We start from the raw sequence: 16,959 nt of genomic DNA on the forward strand, positions 1-16,959 counted from the left end.
TCCAGCTGGCCCATGGCCAGGGTGTCGTAGGCGGTACGCCGTCAGCTGGTTCGCCCCCGCCCCGGCTGAAACGGGCGACGAAGGGCCCGAGCGAGGCGCAGCAGGCGTTCCGACGCGGCCTGACTGCCCCTCGCCCAGAGGGTGGAACGGGAAGGTGCCCACCGGCCTGTGCCGCGCGGCCACAGCGAACACGTCACGGCCTACGGCCTACGGCCTACGGCGAAACGGAGCCCGTGATCGTCAAGCTAGGTGTATGGATCACCAACACCAAGAGCCGCCGCAACAAACTCACTGCGGAACAGCTTGCCGCCCTGGCCGAGTTGGGCATCCCATGGGCATGCGGAGTCCGGTGCCGCGGCTTCGCGTGCGCTGGCCGGTGGCCCGTAACGATTGGCGTCAGCTGGTGGCCGGCCCGTGTCCTGCCCAGTCCCCTCCCGCGGGCGTTTTGGACTCAGCCGCCGCTCTTACGACGAAACGACCGCTGGCTCACGGCCGGGGCGTGCGCGCCGCGGACCTTCGACGCGTCGGTGTTCGCAGCAAGGTCGGCGGCGTCCGCCTGCATACCGCGCTTGCGCGCCAGGGCTTCCCGAAACTTGCGCTTCAGGTCGTACTGGCCGTCATCGTCGGGCGAGATGGCTGAGCTCTCGGCGTCAACCGGCTCCGAACCTTTGCGCGATGGAGACTCTGCAGTCATGGTGACCTCCTGTGTTCGGGCAGTGGAAAGCACAGCTTGTCATGCCGGGCGCGGCTCGAGGCGCCACCGACGACAGCCCAAGCGCCTCGCACGGCGCGGCCCGCAGATGCTGCAGAGCATCAGTCACCCGGCTGGCAGGCGCCGAGGCGCAGCGTCATGATCGTATGGTCGAGGTAATCGAGTGCTGGCTGCGCGAGTTGGCCATCGTGTCCCGGCGAACCGGGGTACCGCCCCTGCCGCTGGAGAACCGCTGTCTGGGCGGGCCGTACTCTTGCATGCCCTGGCCGTCACAGCGGATGCTCCCGGCGCGGACGGGCAGCGCACTGCTCAATGCGGTGCGCTGCCCTTGGGATGCCGCCCACGGCGGGCCCCTGCGCCAGTGGCTGCGCATCGCCTTGCACGCCGCGGAACTGCTCGCCCAAGCCCGCCCTGGGCAGTGCGGTCCCGACCGGCCGCGTCGCGGATCCGGTGGCCGAACAGGACGGTGATGGATCGTTCTGCCGTATGCCGTCGGTCACCGCCCTCGCCTACCTTGCGCTGCGCACCACGGTCCCCGGGCACGCCTCGGTGGCCCGCTGCCGCGCCTGGCTGCTGGGCGCACAGCACGACGACAGGACATGGCGCTTCGCCCCCAACGACATCTGGGTCACGGCGTTGATGGTGCGCTGCCTGCGCGGGATCCCGGCCTTCGACGCGCACGCGTGCCTTCGGCGGCCGACTTCCTGTCCCGGCGCAGTCGCGGGACGGTGGGTGGTCGTACAAGCATGGCCTGGAGTCCGATTGGGACACCACCGGCATGGTCCTGCTCGCCCTGGCCTGCGCCCGCCAAGGATGCTCGGTCGCGCGGGCCGCGCAGGACTTCGTCCGCCGCACCCAACTGTCCGACGGGTGTTGGCGAACCTGGCAGTCGGCGGACGACCCGCCGTCTCCGGACGTCACCGCACACATGATCTGTAGGCTCAGCTCCTTGCGGGGCCACCGGTTCGACACGACACGTGCTCAAGCCTGGCTCGCCGTCTCCCTGCTCGAGGCGAGCCTCGCGGTGGCCACCATCGCGGCCCGCTGGCGGCTGGAACCCGAGCCCGGCACCGACCCTCGCCCCCTCCCATCGGCAGCCCTCCGCCCCCGGCGCCTACACCTACGTGTCACCGCCCGACACCGCGCCACACAACCAACCCGGATAGCACAAGGGGCGGCCAAAGGTGCTGGGCACGGCAGGTCGGGCTCGGCAGCCGCCTCTGCGGCGGATCGTCCGGGTTTGAAGGCATCCTGGACGATGTTGTTGAGGCCCTGTGCTGACAGCGGCGGCCTCGAGGGATGGGCGTGGATGAACGCCTTCCGCAGCCTTTGCTCGGCGGCGACGCCCGCGGCGCGCAGGAAGTACTCGCTGGTGAAGTCGACGGCGCCGTGGACGATCCGATCGCCGTCCTCGGGGAGGACGCGGTCGACAATCAGAGAGGTCGTACGGCGGGAGCCAGTACTCGGCCGCCACAGGACGAAGGTGTCGGTGTGCACCTGATCGTCCCCACTCTCGTACGGGGGGGGGACGCGGCCAGTTTCTGATGCGCTTTGATGCGCGACGCTCCCCGGCGCCGGCTGGGCTCTCAGTCTGTCCTCCGAGCCTGCGACGGTCACGGCTGCTGAGGGTGTGCGGCTCAGGGGATGGGGAGTGGTGCCGTGACCCGTGGTCGTCCGGTCCGGCGGGTCGGTCAGCCTCACGACGGCCACCAGATCGGGGTCACCGGGGCCCGGCAGCAGCCGTACCTCGGGCTGCCAGCCCAGGTGGGCGGCGGCCACCCGCAGGTTGAACACCGCCGCACCCACCGAGAGATGCTGCGCGCGGCGCATCGGATCGGCCCGCGGCAGCGCCCGCTCCGCCACCACCCGCACGTGAAGGGATCGGCCGGTGCGATCCACGGCGAACCGCCAGGGATGGGTGTTGTGGATCGACGGGGCTGCCGTGGCCGCGGCCAACAACGCCTCCACCGCCGTGGCATCGAGCGCGGGTGCTTCAGGGGTTTTCGGTGCGCGCTTTGCTTCTCCCGGTCTTGCGGGCCGTTCTGCGGGTTCGACGCCACTCGTGCCGGTTCCACTCGGGTGGGCGCACGCCCCCCAACGACCCGGGGGTTGTAGCTCTTTCGGTCATGTCGCGGGCAGGGCGGTGGCGAGCAGGACGACACCGAGGGAGCCCATCAGTGACACGACCGCGAGGGCGCGGGCGAGTTCGGCGCGGCCCTTGGCGTGTGCGATGCCGTGTCCTGCCGCAGCGAGCATCACCAGGACGAACAGGCCGAGCTTGGTCGCCAGAGTGCGGCCGCAGCCGGGGTCGGCGAGCGATGCCCCGCGATCCGGGCAGGCGCCACCAGCGCGGACGTTGTCGCCGTCGAGGCCCGCAACCCCGCCTCCGGACGCGGATCTGGACGACGAGGACGAGCCGCCGTCCTGGGCCGAGCCCAGCGGCGTGGTGTCGCTGACCGCCCGCCGGGCCCAGCTACCCGAGGACAAACGGCCGCTGCCGACCGTCGCCCACTACGGCCAGCTCCGGACACGTCAACCGAAGGGCACCGCACGAGCACGACCGACACCACGGCCCAGGTTCCTCCGCCCCGCCGCGACATGGGTCCGGAGGAGACCGTGGACACGGCCATCGACGAAGCCTGCCGGGCCCTGCACCTGCCCACGATCCGCCGGCGGGTCCAGGAGATGGCCGCCGATGCCATGCGGCAGCGGTCCAACTACAAGGACTTCCTCGCCGACCTGCTGGAGGCCGAGTGCGCCGAACGCTCTGCCTGATCGGTGACTCCTGCACCGGCAGGTCCCACCTGCTGATCGGGATCGGCACGGCCATCGCCGAGGCCGGACTCAAGGTCCGCTACACGACCACGGTCAACCTGGTCAACGAGCCTCCCGCACGCTCAGTCCCGCGGCCGGGTCGACACCGAGCCGGACCGCCGGCTGACCCGGAGCGCACCGGTGAGTGTCGGGCACGCCGGCCCCCCGTCGCGGTCCCTGTTCGCGCAGCCTCTGTCGTCACCTGCATGCCCACGGTCAGTCCTTCCCGGAGCGGACCACGGCGACGGGGCAGCGCGCGTGACGCAGCAAGGTCTGGCTGGTCGAGCCCGTCAGCAGGCCCGCGATGCCATCGCGGCCGGGTGCGCCGACCACGACGAGTCCGGCCTCGGCGCTCGCGTCGACAAGGGCGCTGCTGGTCCGACCTCGGACCTGCCGACGGTGCACCCTGACGTTCGGGTACTTCTCCCGCAGGGTGGACAGTGCCCCGTCGGGCACAGGCTTGGCGTGGTCACCGAAGTGCTGCTCGTCGTACGTTCCGGACAGCGCGACGGCGGGCTCGTGGTGCGACCGTACGGTCCACGGCCCGTGCGCTCGCAGGGCGACCAGGTCCGCGCCCCGCGCCGAAGCCTCGGCGAAGGCGAATCGGGCCGCCACCCCTCGCTCGGCCGGTGAACCCTCGTGCACCACCAGTACCGGGCAGCGGCCGTGGGCGACCAGCCGGCCGGCGGCCGAGCCGGGCAGCAGCCTGCCGAGCCGGCTTCGTCGTCGGCTGCCCACCACGGTGAGCGACGCGTGCCGCGACGCGGCCTCCAGCACCGTGCCGGGGTCACCGACGAGGACTTCATGCGTGATCTCCACCGTCGGCGCGACACTACGGGCCCGCCGCTCGGCAGCGGTCAACGCGCTGTTCACCAGGTCACGCAGGTCGGCGCCGTCCGGATCCCAGGGCGGCACGCCGGAAGGCACATGCCTCGAAGGCCACGACAGGGCGTAGGCCGGCCGCAGTCCGACTCCGCGCCGCTCGGCCTCGCGAGCGGCGACTTCCACCGCGGTCGCACTCGACCACGTGCGGTCCACTCCCACCACGACCGGGCCGCTCATCCCTGGTCTCCCCTCTCGCGGCGCTCGCTCCGGGCAGAGCCCCGGATTCCGCGCGATGAAGCGACGGTGGCCCGGCACGCCCCCGGCCCGTCGGGCCCGTCGGGCCCGTCTGCACAGGCCGGGCGGCCCCGCCTCGTTCTTCCGGCCCCAGCCTGCTCCCGCGGGCTCCATGCAGCACTGGGCCATACGGACCCCAAGAGCGCACCGTCCGGCCCTCCCCTGACGGCCGTGCTGCGACGACCCTGACGGTGAGGAGTGGGGGCACGTGAGCGGCAGCCCGGCCCACAGCTGTCGCCCCGACATCCGGAGGTGCGCCATGACCGGCCCTGTCGTCGTCGGACTCGACGGTTCCCCTGCGAGCGTGACAGCCGCGTGGTGGGCCGCCCGGGAAGCCAGGGACAGGCACCTGCCTGTCCTGCTGCTGCACTCCTGGACCACCCAGCCGCTCGACGTGCCCATCGCCCAGGAAGCCTTCAGCAGGAAGCGCTACGGAGACCAGGTACTCCAGCGGACCGAGGCCGAGCTGCTGCACCGCTACGCCGATCTGACCGTGGCCAGGGAACTGGTGTCGGTGCCTGCCTCTCAGGCGCTCCTCGAGCACAGTGAGCGCGCGGGCATGCTGGTGCTCGGCTCCCGCGCACACGGCTCCGTGTCGAGTTTCCTGCTCGGCTCCATCAGCCTGCACGTCCTGGGCCTCACCCAGTGCCCGTCCATCACCGTCCGGGCCGACGAGCCCGTCGTCGAGGCGGGCTGGGGTCACCCCGGGGCGGCGGACCGGGACGAGGTCGTGGTCGGTGTGCAGCAGGTCGGGCCGGATGCCGACCCGCTGCTGGAATTCGCCTTCACCACCGCGGAATTGCACGGAGCCCCCGTGCGCGTGGTGAAGGCCCTGCCCCCTTCCGCGCTGGTGAGTCCTCACGCGCTGTTCACCGGGCAGGCCGACAGCCGCTACGAGGTTGAGGAACGCACCCGGCTCGCCGCCACACTGACGCCGTGGCGGGAGAAATTCCCCGAGGTCCTCGTCGAGGCACACGTCGCCGTCGGTCCGGCGGCGCAGGTGCTGCTGTCCGCGTCCGGCCGTGGCCGCCTCGTCGTCGTGGGACGTCGGCGCCACCCGGCTCACTACACCTGGAAGCTCGGTCCCGTCGCGCACGCGGCTCTGCACCACCTGCCGTGCCCCATCGCCCTGGTACCGCACGACTGAGTCGATGAGGAAGCGCGACGGAGGACTGCCATGGACCGCGTCACCCCCGGAAAACCGCTGCGCCGGCCGTTCGCGGCGCTGTTCCTGCCGCCGAAACCCGAACCCGCCCTCCTGACCGTCACGGCCGCCGCCCTGACGGCTGGTGGCATCTTCTGGCTCGCGGGCGCCACGGACCTCGCCGATCTGTGCTGGGGCCTCGGCACCGTCGTGGCCGTCGCGCCCGCGGTGGGCTGGGTGCTGGCCGCGCTACGGCGCGGTCACGCGGGCGTGGATCTGATCGCGGTCCTGGCCCTCGGCGGCACCCTGGCCGTCGGGGAATACCTGGCCGGGGCCCTGATCGCCTTGATGTTGGCCACCGGACGCACCCTCGAGGGCGCGGCCCAGCGGCGGGCCTCCCATGACCTGCGCGCGCTGCTGGAGCACGCACCCCGCACCGCCCGTCGACGCACCGGCGCCGAGGTGAACTCGGTGCCGTCGGCCGAGGCCGCCGTCGGTGATCTGCTGGTCGTCGGTCCGGGCGAGGTCGTCCCGGTCGACGGCCGCGTGGTCGGCGCAACCGCCGTACTCGACGAATCAGTCCTGACCGGAGAGCCCTTGGCTGTCGAGCGCACGGCGGGCGAGCCGGTGCGCAGCGGGGTGGTGAACGCGGGCGGCGCCTTCGAACTGCGCGCCACGGCGACCGAGCAGGACAGCACCTACACGGAGATCGTGCGGCTGGCCCGGCAGACCGGTGCGGAGTCCGCTCCCGTCGTCCGCTACGCGGCCTGGTTCCTGCCGCTGTCCGTCGCGGCTGCAGGGTTGGCCTGGCTGGTCAGCGGCTCCGCGGTGCGCGCGGTGGCGGTCCTGGTTGTCGCTACGCCGTGTCCTCTGCTGCTGGCGGCGCCGGTGGCCGTCGTCTCCGGTCTGTCGCGGGCTTCCCGCCTCGGCGTGGTGATCCGCGACGGCGGAGCCCTGGAGAACCTCGGCCGGGCCCGCACCCTGCTGCTCGACAAGACCGGCACCCTGACCGGCGGACGGCCGCGCGTGCTCGACGTGGTTGCCGCACCGGGCGGGCAGTCGGCGCAGGTGCTGCGGCTGGCCGCGTCGATCGACCAGTACTCCCCGCACGTGCTGGCCCGCGCCGTCGTGGACGCTGCCAGGGCTCGCGGACTGCCGCTGTCCGTACCCGCGGACGTGTCCGAGGAACCGGGTCGCGGCGCCGTCGGCACGCTCCACGGCCACGGGATGACCATCGGACAGCTCGACGAGCGCACCGAGCGGCCCGGCTGGGTGGGCTCGGTGGAGAACCGAGCCCACCTCGACGGGGCGGCCGTCGCCTGGCTCACCGTCGACGGCCGGCCCGCAGGAGCCGTGCTCCTACGCGATCCACTCCGCATCGACCTGGGGACGTTCGGCCCATGTCGTTCGACCCCGTGTGCCGACTTGCGTCGCCTCCGAAGGCGACGAGCCCTGGAGCGGGCGGGCCTCTACGACTACGAGGGCCACTCGGCCCGGCACCACGCCCGTTCAGTCCGTGCGGTGCCGAGCCTCCGGCAAGGGACCGTTCGGCACCCGTGCGGGGCCCGTCGGCCCACGCCTCGCCCTGCCGGTCCGGGGCACCGTGGGAGAAGAGGTCACCCAGGGAGGCTGCCATGACCGAGTTCGCCGACGGCAACAGCATCGTGGTGGGTGTCGACGGATCCGAGGCGTCGATGGCCGCGCTGCGCTGGGCCGCCCAGCAGGCCCGTGCTCTGGGTGCGGACGTCGTCGCCGTACACGCCTGGGAACCGGTGGAGTCCGGTAGGGCGCCTTACGCTCCCGCCGCCGAGCGCCCGACGGCCGCCGAGCAACGCGACCAGGCCGCGCAGCTGCTCGTCTCGACGCTGCGCCAGGTCCTCGGAACGCGGATCGACCCCATCGTACGGGCCGTCGTGCTGGAGGGGCCACCTGCGCGAGTGCTGCTCCGACAGGCGCAGGGCGCCCTGCTGCTGGCCCTGGGGCGCACGGCTCACAGGCAGTACGGACTTCCCGCGATGGGCACGGTCGGCGGGCGCGTCCCGAGTGAGGTTGCAGCACAACGGCGGGAATGGCTCGGGCGCTCGAGGACCGCGGCCCGCGGGTGGGCTCTCAGCGGCAACCGAGGACGAGCTCAGCCCTTGCCGACGGCGCCAGCCACCGAAGCGCGCGGGGCCACGCGGGCGCACCCTCGGAAAGGACGCGGCACGGTCGGCCGCGCCTGCCTGAAGCACGCGACGGTCCCCGTCGTCGCAGTTCCCGCCATGGACCGCACCGAGAAGCCCGCGTCGCCGCTCGGGGGCGTCGAGATGCTTCCCCTCCCCCTCCTCAGGAGCGGAGCTGCGTAGCGAGCCGAGAGCACAGACCCGGCACCTTCGCTCGGAAGGGCTCAGCCCGCGCGGCCGGAGCGCCGCGCCCCTGTGGTGCTGGACGTGCTGAGCACCTCGGCCTCCTCGATGAGCCGCCGAAGATCGGCCACGAAGCGGGCAGCGGGTGCTCCGTCGATCACGTTGTGGTCGAAGGTGACGGTCAGGTCCAGCACCTCCCGGACCACTGTCCGGCCGTCCACGACACGGGGCTTCCCGGTCACCCCGCCGACGACCACCTGCAGCGGCATCAGGGCCGGCGGGGCGATCCCGAACCCGCCGCCGGCGCCGAACATTCCGACCGCCGTGACCGCAACGGTCCCCGACAGTTGCCGCAGCCGCACCGACCTGGCCATGACCGCGTACATCGCCGGCACCAGACCCGGAACCCGAGTCAACGTGGTGCCGAAGCGATCGAGCATCCGCCCCGTGCCGGTTGCCGTGCGGTCGGCCTTGGCGGCCCGCAACTCCGCCGTGAGGTCCGGGACGTCGCGTATATCGGCGTCCCGCAGGACGAGCGGGAGCGCGAAGGGGCCTTGCCCGGTCTGGACTTCCACCAGCGTGGTCACGTCGACGTGCCGATGGCGGACGAGCCGACCCTGCCAGTTCCGGTAGGCGTGCGCCTGCGGGTGGGCCGCCGCTGCCCGGGCGACGGAGGCCACCACGAACGCGGTGAACGACGCCGGCCGGTCGGAGGCCGCGAGCAAGGTACGCGCTGTGGTGACGTCGAGTTCGAAGAGGCAGTGCATGGCCGCCATCCGTCGACCGGCCCGCTCGACAGCGACCACCAGCCGTCGGCTCGGCGGGAAGGGCACGACGTCGATCCGGCGCGGGCGACCGGCGACGCCCGTGGCTGCCGACATGCCCGAAGTGGTGGGCGAGGCCGCCTTGGAGGGCCTGACACGGGGCTTGTGCATGGCGTTCCTCCCATACCGGTGCTACATCGGTGTGCAGCGGTACACCTCGACCAGCGTCCAGGGTCCGCAGCCCGTCGACGCCTCGTTTCGCCACACCATCTGCTTCGGATCCGTCACGTCCCACACCAGGCGCAGCCGGACCGGCGGATCGCCGATCGTCTCGAAGGTGAGCCGATCACCGTCGATACGCCCCCGCATGACGTCGGCGTGACCGTAGTTGTCGGCGAGTGTGGCCCGGTAACCACCGGATGCCGGGTCCCAGCCTACGACCCAGTGGAGCTGCCACGTCAGCACGAAGGTGCCGTCGAGCAGGAACTGGTCCTGCTCATACGTTCCGACGATCCAGCGACCGCCCTGGATACGCTGGTGCATCCCCCGGCCACGGGCGGTCATCGCCGTTGTGCCGGGGCCCATGCCGCCCGCCTCGACGCTTCCGGTCGACGTCATGTCCCGGCAGAAGTGGGCCAACACCTCCATCTCCGGTCCGGCGGCGATCGGCTTGGGAATCCTGTCAAGGCCGGCAAGCACCGTCTGCCTCCTTCAGCAGCGGACGGACTCGCGGTGACCGGTCGCCTGGGGCCGGGACGGCGCCTGCGCCGAAGGCCGCTGCACACGACGACGCAGCAGCCGGACGGCAAGCGCGTCGAACACCGCGGTGAGAACGAACGTCACCCCCATCGCCGCGACCAGCAGAACGGCGAACCGCTCCCAGAACTCCGGTGTGAGACTCGTACCCATGGCCCTCGTTCCCCTCTGGTCTGCGTTGTTCCCCTCACTACCAGCCAACTCCGATACAGCTCACAGCACATGAGCCGACCGGCCCGACCAGAGGGATGGAACGGCCCTTGAACGGCCGTTGTACGGTCAGGGCCGTATGGGGCCGGTCGGCCCCTGCGCGGCATACAGCACTGCCGACGCACACTGTCTGCACGGTCCTCCCCTCCTGAGCCTCGTCACCGGGCGAGGACGCGTTCCCCGGAGCGTGGCACGACGGCTGTCCAGCCCAGGGCCCGGTCGATGCGGTGCCGTCACCTACCTGCACACGACGGCCAAGGTGGGCCAGGACGTCGTCCAGGTCGTCGTCCGCGTCCCCGGGCGGCAGGTTCACGGCAAGGGGGAGCAGCTGCGCGTCTCCGTCGACGCGAAGGCCGTCCACCTGTTCTCGGCGAAGACGGAACTCCGGCTTCCGGCCGACGAGGCATCGGCCTGACCGAGGCACCTGGCAGCTGTCCGGCGCAGGACCGCACGCAGGCAGGACGCCTGGGCACTGGGGCCGAACGACCCACCTGCCGGGACCGGCCGGCCTGGCGGCGCGCCGGTCCCGCGCCCACGCTGGGATCAGCAGCCCCTACGGCACGCGGAGGGGAACGATGACAGTCAGCCCCGTAGCCGCCGTCCTGGACAGGAACGGGCTCGACGCCCTGGTCAAGGCCCTCACCGACCAGGGACGCACGGTCGTCGGTCCGACGGTACGGGACGGCGCCGTGATCCTGGCCGAACTCGCCTCGGCCGACCAGCTGCCCTTCGGCTGGGGGACCGAGGTGGAGGCCGGCCGGTACCGTCTGGTCCCGCGTGAGGACGGCGCGGCCTTCGCGCACAGCACGGGACCGCACCCTGGAAGGCGTTCCTGCACCCGCAGCGGGAGAGGCTGTGGAGCGTGGACCGTACGGCGGACGGACGCCTGTCGGTCGCCGAAGAGCGTCCGGAGCAGCCGTCGTACGCCTTCCTCGGCGTGCGTCCCTGCGACCTGCGTGCCATCGCGATCCAGGACAGGGTCCTGGCCGGAGGCCGATACAGGGACAGCGGCTATCAGGAACGGCGGTCAGGGGCCTTCCTGATAGCCGCCGAGTGCACCGAGCCGGGCGCCACCTGCTTCTGCGTGTCCATGGGCGGCGGCCCGGCAGCGGACGCGGGCTTCGACCTCGCGCTGACGGAGGTCGTGGACGACGACGGTCACCGCTTCCGCGTCCGCGTCGGCAGCGAGGCCGGCGCCGAGCTCCTGTCCCGGGTCCCACACCGCCCGGCCGACCCGGGCACGGAATCGACCACCCGTGACGCCGTGGACGCCGCCCGGAACCGGATGGGACGGGCCATGCCGCCCGTGGACCTGCGCACGCTGATGGGTGAGAGCCTGGAGGCCGACCGCTGGGACGACGTCGCCGCCCGCTGTCTGACCTGCGGCAACTGCACCATGGTGTGCCCCACCTGCTTCTGCACCACCACCGAGGAGGTCACCGACCTCACCGGCGATCACGCCGAGCGGTGGCAGCGCTGGGACTCCTGCTTCGACCTGGACTTCTCCTACCTCCACAGCGGCGCGGTGCGCTCCTCGCCGCGCGGCCGCTACCGCCAGTGGCTCACCCACAAGCTCTCTACCTGGTACGACCAGTTCGGCAGCTCCGGCTGCGTGGGCTGCGGGCGCTGCATCGCCTGGTGCCCCGTCGGTATCGACATCACGGAAGAAGCCGCGGCCCTGCACGACGAGTCGGCGGCCCGGCCACGGCGACACGAGAAGGAGCAGGAGCGATGACGTCTGTCACCATGACGACCACGGCCCTCCCGGCCGAACAGCGCGAGCAGCTGATGAGCCTCGCCCGCGAGGTCTCCTTCGACGCGGGCACCCGTCTGTTCGAGGAGGGTGGGCGCGCCGACCGGTTCTGGATCGTGCGGACGGGTGTCGTCGCCCTCGATCTGCATGTGCCCGGCCGCCCGGTCCCCCGTGATCGAGTCGCTGGGCCACGGCGAACTGGTGGGCTGGTCCTGGCACTTCGCACCGTACGTGTGGCAGCTGGGCGCCGAGGTCACGCATCCGGTGCGGGCCTGGGAGTTCGACGCGAACGCGGTGCGGGCGATGTGCGCCGAGGACCCCGAGTTCGGGCGCGCCATCGCCACCTGGGTCGCCCGCGTGATCGCCCACCGGCTGCACGCGTCCCGCATCCGGCTCCTCGACCTGTACGCCCCCTGCGGCAGCGGAGGCCCCTCATGACCGATGTCCCCGTGCCGTATCAGGTGACCCGGGTCCGCGAGGAGACGGCCGACACGGTCAGTCTCGCGATCGCGCCGGTGGGTCCGGCCGCACTCGCGCCTTTCGCTCCCGGGCAGTTCGCGATGGTGTACGCCTTCGGGGGGCGAGATTCCCGTCTCGGTGTCCGGTATCGGCCGTCACGAACTGGTCCACACGGTCCGCTCTGTGGGCGCGGTGTCAGCCGCACTGTGCGCGCTCCGCCCCGGCGCCCGGATCGCCATGCGCGGCCCGTTCGGCGCCGGCTGGGAACTCGACCGGGCGGCCGGACAGGACGTGCTGGTCATCGGGGGCGGCATCGGACTGGCCCCGCTGCGCCCCCTGGTACTCGCCGCGCGGGCCGTCCCGCACGCGTACGGGCGGCTGAACCTCCTCGTCGGCGCCCGCACCCCGAGGACCTCCTCTACGCGCACCAGGTCCACGCCTGGACGGCGGCCCGCGGCCCGCTGCACTGCGCGGTCACGGTCGACCGCCCCGCCGCCGGCCGGCGTGGCCGTGTCGGCGTCGTCACCACGCTGCTGAACGACGCCCGCTTCGAGCCCGGGAACATCACGGCGTATGTCTGCGGCCCCGAGGTGATGATCCGGGCCACCGCCCGCGATCTGCTCCACCGGGGACTGCCCGCCCACCGGATCCGGGTCTCGCTGGAACGCAACATGCGCTGCGCCACCGGACACTGCGGCCACTGCCAACTGGGCGGGGTGCTGCTGTGCCGCGACGGTCCGGTGATCGGCTGGGAACGGGCCGAATCCCTGCTCTCCGTAAGGGAGTTGTGACATGACCGCCCCCACGCTCGCCGTGTTCAAGCTGGCGTCCTGCGACGGCTGCCAGCTCACCCTCCTCGACTGCGAGGACGAACTCCTCGCCGTCGCGGGCAAGGTACGGATCGCCCACTTCCTGGAGGCGTCGAGCCAGGTGGCGCCCGGACCGTACGACCTCACGCTCGTCGAAGGGTCGGTCACCACGCCCTCCGACCTGGACCGGGTCCGGGAGATCCGCGCGCAGTCCCGCTTCCTGGTGACCATCGGCGCCTGCGCCACCGCCGGAGGCATCCAGGCACTGCGCGACTTCGCCGACGTGGAGGAGTTCACGCGGACCGTCTACGCCCGCCCCGACTACATCGACACCCTCGCCACCTCGACACCCGTGTCGGCCCACGTGGACGTGGACTTCGAGCTGCGCGGCTGTCCCATCGACAAGGGCCGGCTCCTTGAGGTCATCACGGCGTTCCTGGCCGGCCGTAAGCCCGACGTCCCCAACCACAGCGTCTGCTTCCAGTGCAAGCGGCGCGGCACGGTGTGCGTCACCGTCGCCCACGGCACGCCCTGCCTGGGCCCGGTCACGCACGCCGGATGCGGAGCCATCTGCCCGGCGTACGGGCGCGGCTGCTACGGCTGCTTCGGCCCGTCCGGGTCGGCCAACCTGCCCGCCCTGATCCCGCTGCTCCACCGCGACGGTATGGACGACCGTGACGTCGCGCGCTTCCTGCGCACCTTCAACGCCGCCGCCTTCGACAAGGAGGTCCGGTCGTGACCCACCGCGGATCCCGCGTTCTGCACGTCGGCTCCCTCTCCCGGGTCGAAGGCGAGGGCGCCCTGCACCTGCGTGTCAAGGACGGCACCGTCGAGGATGCCCGGCTGCAGATCTACGAACCGCCGCGCTTCTTCGAGGCGTTCCTGCGCGGCCGTGCGTACACCGAGCCACCCGACATCACGGCCCGGGTGTGCGGGATCTGCCCGGTCGCGTACCAGATGAGCGCCTGCCAGGCGATCGAGGACGCCTGCGGCATCACCGTCCCGCCGCCGATCCGGAACCTGCGCAGACTGCTGTACTGCGGCGAGTGGATCGAGAGCCAGGCCCTGCACATCTACCTCCTGCACGCCCCCGACTTCCTCGGCTGCGACAGCGCCATCGGCCTCGCCCGCACGCACCGCGATGCGGTGGAGCGGGGGCTGCGGCTCAAGCAGACGGGCAACGCACTCCTCGAACTCCTCGGCGGGCGCGCCATCCACCCCGTCAACGTGCGCGTCGGCGGCTTCCATCGGGCGCCCACGCGCTCCGAACTCCGCCCGCTCGCCGAGCAGTTGCGCCGGGTCGCCGACGACGCCTGGGAGACAGTGCGCTGGGTGGCGGGCTTCGACTTCCCGGACGCCGCCGTCGATGCCGACTTCCTGGCGCTGGCCGCCCCAGAGACGTACGCGATCGAGTCCGGGACCCCCACCGTGCTACGGATCGACGGCGCCCGGGGCGGCTTCATCCTGTCCTCGTTCCTCGATCACGTCCGCGAGGAGCAGGTCCCCCACTCGACCGCCCTGCACTCCCGCCTCGACGGGCGCCGCCATCTCACCGGCTCCCTCGCCCGGTTCGCGATCAGCGGCAGCCGGCTGTCGCCCGTGGCGCTCCGGGCGGCCCGCGAGGCCGGGCTCGGCGACCCGGCGGACGGTGCCGTGTGCCGCAACCCCTACCGCTCGATCCTCGTGCGGGCCGTCGAGGTGGTGTACGCAATCGACGAGGCCCTGCGGATCATCGACGCGTACGAGCCCCCGCCCCGCCCGTACGTGGACGTACCGCCCGTCGCAGGCACGGGCCACGGCGCGACGGAGGCACCGCGCGGCCTGCTCTACCACCGCTACCAGTTGGACGGCGACGGCATCGTCACCGACGCCCGCCCGGTACCGCCCACCGCGCAGAACCAGGGCGCCATCGAGCACGACCTGCTCCGCATCGCCCAGACGGCGATCGTCAACGACGACGCGGCCCCGTTTCCTCGACCTCACGGTCGACCGCACCTGACATCCCGAGGAGGACACCATGCGCGGCAGCTCGCACGTCGTGAGCGATGTCATGACGCACACCGTCGTGGCCGTCGGCCGCGACGCCCCGTTCAAGGACATCGTCAAGCTCATGGAACAGTGGAAGGTCAGCGCCCTGCCCGTGGTGGAGGGTGAGGGCCGGGTGATCGGCGTCGTCTCCGAGGCCGATCTGCTGCCCAAGGAGGAGTTCCGCGACAGCGACCCCGACCGGTATACCCAGCTGGGCCGCTATACCCAGCTGGGCCGCCTGACCGACCTGGCGAAGGCCGGAGGCGTCAGCGCCGCGGACCTGATGTCGGCCCCGGCCGTCACCGTCCACCCCGACGCCACCCTCGCCGAGGCCGCGCGCATCATGGCCCAGCGCAAGGTGAAGCGGCTGCCTGTCGTCAACGACGTCGGCATGCTCGAAGGAGTCGTCAGCCGGGTGGACCTCCTGAAGGTCTTCCTGCGCCCGGACGAGGAACTGGCCGAGGAGGTCCGCCGCGAGGTGGTCTCCTACCTGTTCCCCGCGCCCGTCGAGCCGATCCGGGTCGACGTCAAGGACGGTGTCGTCACCCTGACCGGGAAGATCAGGGACGCCTCGCTGGTGCCGGTGGCCGCCCGTCTGGCCCGTGCCGTCGAAGGCGTGGTCGACGTCGAGTGTCACCTCGCCGGTGGATCCGCGACGGAGTGACCCGCGGTGAAGTACCTGGACGAGTACCGCGACCCGGCGCCGGCCCGGCAGCTCGTCGACGAGTTGCGCCGCACCGCGACGAAGCCCTGGCGGATCATGGAGGTCTGCGGCGGCCAGACCCACACCCTGGTCCGGCAGGGCATCGACGAACTGCTGCCCGCGGGCATGCGGATGATCCACGGGCCCGGCTGCCCGGTCAGTGTCACCCCACTCGAAACGCTCGACCGGGCCATGGCCATTGCGGCCCGCCCCGGCGTGGTCTTCACCAGTTTCGGCGACATGCTGCGCGTGCCCGGCACCGACACCGACCTGCTGTCGCTGCGGGCGCGCGGTGCGGACGTACGCGTCGTCTACACACCGATGGACGCGGTCCGTATCGCCGGGCAACAGCCGGAGAGCGAGGTGGTCTTCCTCGCGGTCGGGTTCGAGACCACCGCGCCCGCCAACGCCATGGCCGTACTGCACGCGGCCCGCCTGGGCCTGGCGAACTTCTCGATGCTGGTCAGCCACGTCCTGGTGCCACCCGCGCTGACCGCGCTGCTGGAGGACCCCGACTGCGAAGTGCAGGCCTTCCTCGCCGCCGGGCATGTGTGCGCGGTGATGGGCCATCCAGTCGTTGGGCAAGGCCGCCCGCGCCGCCGAGGTCCCCGTCATCACCGGCGACACCAAGGGCGTGGGCCGGGGCGCGGTCGACAAGGTCTTCGTCAACACCACCGGCATCGGGCAGCGACCCGGTGCGCTGCGCCCGTCCGCCGCGCTCGCCCGCCCCGGCGACGCCGTCCTGCTCTCCGGCCCGATCGGCCTGCACGGCACCACCGTGCTGTCCACCCGCGAAGGGCTCGGCTTCGAAAGCGACATCGCCTCGGACAGCCAGCCCCTGCACCGCCTCGTACGGGCCCTCGCACCGCTCGGCGAACACGTCCACACCCTGCGCGACCCGACCCGCGGCGGCCTCGCCGCAGCGCTGAACGAGATCGGCCGCGACTCGTCGGTCGCCGTCGAGATCGACGAGAGCGCCCTGCCGATTCCGCAGCCGGTCGCCTCAGCCTGCGACCTGCTCGGCCTCGATCCCCTGATCGTCGCCAACGAAGGCTGTCTGGTCGCCTTCGTCGCGCCGACCGCGGCCGACCGTGCGCTCGCCGCGATGCGGTCGCTTCCCGAGAGCCGGGACGCGGTCCGCATCGGTGACGTCCTGGCGGACGGGCCGAGTGGCCGGGTGACACTGCGGACGCTGGTCGGTGCCCGGCGAGTGGTGGACATGCCGTTGGGAGAGCAGTTCCCGCGTATCTGCTGACCGTTGGTTCCGGTCGACAGCCGAAGGTGCGCGGCCGGACCTGCCCTCCGGGCGCGCACCTGTGGTGCGGCTCAGCGCGTCATGGCGC

General features: G+C 72.2%; 13 protein-coding genes and 6 pseudogenes. 13 read left to right on the forward strand and 6 right to left on the reverse strand.

Features of this window, described 5'->3' with window-relative positions:
- Positions 1-451: 451 nt before the first annotated feature.
- On the reverse strand, positions 452-694 hold the full coding sequence (locus tag ADL12_RS36305; RefSeq protein WP_062710637.1) for a DUF5302 domain-containing protein: 243 nt from the start codon (positions 692-694) through the stop codon (positions 452-454).
- A 2,142-nt stretch (positions 695-2,836) separates the two neighbouring features.
- Positions 2,837-3,199, reverse strand: a complete 363-nt coding sequence (locus ADL12_RS55750; protein ID WP_208614686.1) for a hypothetical protein — start codon at positions 3,197-3,199, stop codon at positions 2,837-2,839.
- 129 nt (positions 3,200-3,328) lie between these two features.
- Between ADL12_RS55750 and ADL12_RS55755 the strand changes: the two genes are divergently transcribed.
- Positions 3,329-3,487: a P-loop NTPase family protein gene (locus ADL12_RS55755; protein ID WP_159053392.1), complete on the forward strand. Its 159-nt coding sequence runs from the start codon at positions 3,329-3,331 to the stop codon at positions 3,485-3,487.
- Positions 3,488-3,742: 255 nt separating this feature from the next.
- Here the strand turns inward: ADL12_RS55755 and ADL12_RS36320 are convergent, their stop codons facing one another.
- Complete coding sequence (locus tag ADL12_RS36320) at positions 3,743-4,588, reverse strand: universal stress protein (protein ID WP_062710640.1); 846 nt, start codon at positions 4,586-4,588, stop codon at positions 3,743-3,745.
- 316 nt (positions 4,589-4,904) lie between these two features.
- On the opposite strand from ADL12_RS36320, the gene ADL12_RS36325 reads away from it, so the two are divergent.
- The 3 genes and pseudogenes from ADL12_RS36325 (at position 4,905) to ADL12_RS36335 (ending at position 8,134) form a co-directional block, all read left to right on the forward strand.
- Entirely contained in the window at positions 4,905-5,792 is an 888-nt protein-coding gene (locus tag ADL12_RS36325) for a universal stress protein (protein ID WP_062710643.1), read from the forward strand.
- A 30-nt stretch (positions 5,793-5,822) separates the two neighbouring features.
- Positions 5,823-7,172 (forward strand): annotated as a pseudogene (locus ADL12_RS36330) (HAD-IC family P-type ATPase); the annotation flags it as partial.
- A 251-nt stretch (positions 7,173-7,423) separates the two neighbouring features.
- Positions 7,424-8,134: a universal stress protein gene (locus tag ADL12_RS36335; protein WP_062710646.1), complete on the forward strand. Its 711-nt coding sequence runs from the start codon at positions 7,424-7,426 to the stop codon at positions 8,132-8,134.
- A gap of 41 nt (positions 8,135-8,175) precedes the next feature.
- Here ADL12_RS36335 and ADL12_RS36340 read toward each other — a convergent pair whose 3' ends face one another.
- The 3 genes from ADL12_RS36340 to ADL12_RS36350 are packed head-to-tail and all read right to left on the reverse strand — an operon-like array spanning position 8,176 to position 9,807.
- On the reverse strand, positions 8,176-9,069 hold the full coding sequence (locus ADL12_RS36340) for a 2-oxo acid dehydrogenase subunit E2 (RefSeq protein WP_062710647.1): 894 nt from the start codon (positions 9,067-9,069) through the stop codon (positions 8,176-8,178).
- Positions 9,070-9,090: 21 nt separating this feature from the next.
- The gene (locus tag ADL12_RS36345; RefSeq protein WP_062710649.1) at positions 9,091-9,597 is read right to left on the reverse strand and encodes a DUF1579 family protein; all 507 of its coding nucleotides are present in this window, start codon (positions 9,595-9,597) and stop codon (positions 9,091-9,093) included.
- Between the two features lie 12 nt (positions 9,598-9,609).
- Positions 9,610-9,807 carry a hypothetical protein gene (locus tag ADL12_RS36350; RefSeq protein WP_062710651.1) on the reverse strand — a complete coding sequence of 66 codons (198 nt, stop codon included), beginning with the start codon at positions 9,805-9,807 and terminating at the stop codon, positions 9,610-9,612.
- A 244-nt stretch (positions 9,808-10,051) separates the two neighbouring features.
- On the opposite strand from ADL12_RS36350, the gene ADL12_RS54445 reads away from it, so the two are divergent.
- The 9 genes and pseudogenes from ADL12_RS54445 to hypE all read left to right on the forward strand — a co-directional run.
- On the forward strand, positions 10,052-10,279 hold the full coding sequence (locus tag ADL12_RS54445) for a hypothetical protein (RefSeq protein WP_159053393.1): 228 nt from the start codon (positions 10,052-10,054) through the stop codon (positions 10,277-10,279).
- Positions 10,280-10,439: 160 nt separating this feature from the next.
- A pseudogene (locus ADL12_RS36355) lies at positions 10,440-11,599 on the forward strand (4Fe-4S dicluster domain-containing protein).
- Positions 11,596-12,055 (forward strand): annotated as a pseudogene (locus ADL12_RS36360) (cyclic nucleotide-binding domain-containing protein). The pseudogenes ADL12_RS36355 and ADL12_RS36360 overlap by 4 nt, the downstream one beginning before the upstream one ends.
- A pseudogene (locus ADL12_RS36365) lies at positions 12,052-12,867 on the forward strand (FAD/NAD(P)-binding protein). The pseudogenes ADL12_RS36360 and ADL12_RS36365 overlap by 4 nt, the downstream one beginning before the upstream one ends.
- 1 nt (position 12,868) lies before the next feature.
- The gene (locus ADL12_RS36370) at positions 12,869-13,624 is read left to right on the forward strand and encodes an NADH-quinone oxidoreductase subunit B family protein (protein WP_062710653.1); all 756 of its coding nucleotides are present in this window, start codon (positions 12,869-12,871) and stop codon (positions 13,622-13,624) included.
- On the forward strand, positions 13,621-15,039 hold the full coding sequence (locus ADL12_RS36375; protein WP_244188172.1) for a Ni/Fe hydrogenase subunit alpha: 1,419 nt from the start codon (positions 13,621-13,623) through the stop codon (positions 15,037-15,039). Before ADL12_RS36370 ends, ADL12_RS36375 begins: the two co-directional genes overlap by 4 nt.
- Positions 14,936-15,577: a CBS domain-containing protein gene (locus tag ADL12_RS36380; RefSeq protein WP_244188173.1), complete on the forward strand. Its 642-nt coding sequence runs from the start codon at positions 14,936-14,938 to the stop codon at positions 15,575-15,577. Before ADL12_RS36375 ends, ADL12_RS36380 begins: the two co-directional genes overlap by 104 nt.
- A gap of 6 nt (positions 15,578-15,583) precedes the next feature.
- A pseudogene (gene hypD / locus ADL12_RS58650) lies at positions 15,584-16,183 on the forward strand (hydrogenase formation protein HypD); the annotation flags it as partial.
- Position 16,184: 1 nt separating this feature from the next.
- A pseudogene (hypE, locus tag ADL12_RS58655) lies at positions 16,185-16,871 on the forward strand (hydrogenase expression/formation protein HypE); the annotation flags it as partial.
- Between the last annotated feature and the right edge of the window lie 88 nt (positions 16,872-16,959).

The sequence above is a fragment of the Streptomyces regalis genome (genome assembly GCF_001509475.1).
In the GTDB taxonomy this organism is placed as follows: Bacteria; Actinomycetota; Actinomycetes; order Streptomycetales; family Streptomycetaceae; genus Streptomyces; species Streptomyces regalis.

What these genes read in the sequence shown, in the direction of transcription:
- ADL12_RS36370 (WP_062710653.1), top strand. Translation starts at nt 12,869, where the DNA reads ATGACCGCCCCCACGCTCGCCGTGTTCAAGCTGGCGTCCTGCGACGGC.
- ADL12_RS36340 (WP_062710647.1), bottom strand. Translation starts at nt 9,069, where the DNA reads ATGCACAAGCCCCGTGTCAGGCCCTCCAAGGCGGCCTCGCCCACCACT.
- ADL12_RS36325 (WP_062710643.1), top strand. Translation starts at nt 4,905, where the DNA reads ATGACCGGCCCTGTCGTCGTCGGACTCGACGGTTCCCCTGCGAGCGTG.
- ADL12_RS36380 (WP_244188173.1), top strand. Translation starts at nt 14,936, where the DNA reads ATGACGCACACCGTCGTGGCCGTCGGCCGCGACGCCCCGTTCAAGGAC.
- ADL12_RS36320 (WP_062710640.1), bottom strand. Translation starts at nt 4,588, where the DNA reads ATGAGCGGCCCGGTCGTGGTGGGAGTGGACCGCACGTGGTCGAGTGCG.
- ADL12_RS36350 (WP_062710651.1), bottom strand. Translation starts at nt 9,807, where the DNA reads ATGGGTACGAGTCTCACACCGGAGTTCTGGGAGCGGTTCGCCGTTCTG.
- ADL12_RS36305 (WP_062710637.1), bottom strand. Translation starts at nt 694, where the DNA reads ATGACTGCAGAGTCTCCATCGCGCAAAGGTTCGGAGCCGGTTGACGCC.
- ADL12_RS36335 (WP_062710646.1), top strand. Translation starts at nt 7,424, where the DNA reads ATGACCGAGTTCGCCGACGGCAACAGCATCGTGGTGGGTGTCGACGGA.